Source organism: Novosphingobium naphthalenivorans NBRC 102051, assembly GCF_001590985.1.
In the GTDB taxonomy this organism is placed as follows: Bacteria; Pseudomonadota; Alphaproteobacteria; order Sphingomonadales; family Sphingomonadaceae; genus Novosphingobium; species Novosphingobium naphthalenivorans.
The window spans coordinates 1-1,314 of the sequence record NZ_BCTX01000202.1 but is presented as its reverse complement, the minus strand read 5'-3'; the positions used below and the strand labels follow the sequence as shown (position 1 = coordinate 1,314).

Sequence of the window (1,314 nt, the reverse complement as noted above, 5' to 3'; positions counted from 1 at the left end):
AACTTCGGCCTTGAGCAACTGGGAGAGGATCGGAACGGCCGCATCGAACGCGGGCGCCCCTTGCTCGATGAGGTCGCCGACAGCCTGGGCCATGCCATACATCTTGAGAGAGCGCAGCATGACCACGACGGCGGCGCTGGCGGGATCATGACGCCCAGATCTCAACATGCGCGCAGATCCTTGTCCCGCAGGGTATCATAGCGTGCGACGTTGGCCTTGGGTTCGCGGCAGAGGATCAGGGCCTGCGGGGCATCGATCCTGGGCGGAATGCCGTCCTTGCCGTCGACCAGGCGGTGCAGGATATTGAGGATATGGGTCTTGGTCGCGACGCCGGCCTCGAGAGCCAGTTCGACGGCACACAGCACGGCCTGTTCGTCATGGTGCAGGACCAACGAGAGGATCTCCACCATCTCCCTATCGCCGCCGGGGCGCTTCAGAAGTTGGCTCTGCAGCTGCCGGAACGCCTCCGGCATCTCGGTGAAGGGCGCGCCATTGCGCAGGGCCCCCGGTTTGCGCTGGATCACCGCGAGATAGTGCCGCCAGTCATAGATCGTCCGTCCCGGCTGATCATGGGATCGTTCGATGATCCGCCCATGCTCGCACAGGATCTGTCCCTCGGCGGCGATGACGATGCGGTCGGGGTAGACACGCAGGCTCACCGGCCTGTTGGCGAAGGATGCGGGCACGCTGTACCGATTGCGTTCGAAGGATATCAGGCATGTCGGCGACACCCGCTTGGTGTGTTCGACGAAGCCGTCGAAGGGCCGACCCGGCGGCATCAGGCTCGCGACCTCGGCGGCATGCACATCGGCAATGGTGCCGGGCAGCACACCGTGCGGAATCTGTTCCCACTGCGCGATGCATTGCTCCTCAAGCCAGGCATTGAGCGCATCGATGTCCGGGAAGGCGGGCATTGCCTGCCACAGTCGGCGCCGCGCATCCTGAACATTCTTCTCGACCTGACCCTTCTCCCATCCCGAGGCAGGATTGCAGAACTCGGGCTCGAACAGATAGTGGCTCGCCATGGCGGCAAAGCGGGCGTTGACCTGACGGGCCTTGCCGCTGCCGATCTTGTCGACCGCGGTCTTCATGTTGTCGAAGATCCCGCGCTGCGGCACGCCGCCCAGCACCCGGAAGGCCTGGGTCATGGCATCAAACAGCATCTCGTGGGTCTGGAGCGGATAGGCGCGGACGATGAATGCCTTGCTGTGCGACAGCTTCGTGTGAGCGGCCTGCAGCTTGGTCTGCCTGCCGCCGATCATGGCCCAGTCCTCGCTCCAGTCGAACTGGAAGGCTTCGCCGGGTTGGAAGATC

The 1,314-nt window shown here is 64.1% G+C and carries 1 protein-coding gene and 1 pseudogene; both read right to left on the bottom strand.

The annotated features are described in order from the left end of the window. Positions 1-168: pseudogene (locus NN5_RS25545) on the bottom strand (ATP-binding protein); the annotation flags it as partial. Next, positions 162-1,314 (bottom strand): IS21 family transposase (istA, locus tag NN5_RS24700; RefSeq protein WP_067739367.1); only part of this gene is annotated, 1,153 nt, incomplete at its 5' end. The gene istA and the pseudogene NN5_RS25545, both read right to left, overlap by 7 nt.